Source organism: Shewanella sp. S1-49-MNA-CIBAN-0167 (assembly GCF_040310145.1).
Classification (GTDB): domain Bacteria; phylum Pseudomonadota; class Gammaproteobacteria; order Enterobacterales; family Shewanellaceae; genus Shewanella; species Shewanella psychromarinicola.
This window is the reverse complement of record NZ_JBEOPO010000175.1, coordinates 1-305: the sequence shown is the minus strand read 5'-3', so window position 1 is coordinate 305 and position 305 is coordinate 1. Positions and strand designations below refer to the sequence as shown.

At 54.4% G+C, this 305-nt stretch carries 1 protein-coding gene; it reads left to right on the top strand.

Annotated features, from left to right (window positions below; translation table 11 throughout):
* Positions 1–305, top strand: a 305-nt coding sequence (locus AAEZ00_RS20885; RefSeq protein WP_351089791.1) for a cadherin-like domain-containing protein, incomplete at both ends; no start/stop codon positions are given.

Here is a 305-nt window from a genome sequence, read left to right as displayed (position 1 = left end):
CGGCACCAGTGTGGATGGCCCGATTACCGTCACCACCTTTACTGTCGCGGGCGATGCAACCGTGCATACCGCTGATGGAACCGATGTGGTGATTGCCGGTGTCGGTACCTTTAGCCTGGACAGTGATGGCGTTTACACCTTTACCCCTGCCAGCAATTACAATGGCGCGGTGCCGGTTGTCACGTACACCTTAACCGATGGCGTATCTACAGACACCTCGACCTTGAGCTTAACGGTCACGCCGGTGAACGATGATTTCACTGATAACAATGAAACCCGCAGTATTGCAGAAGACAGCCCTGAAG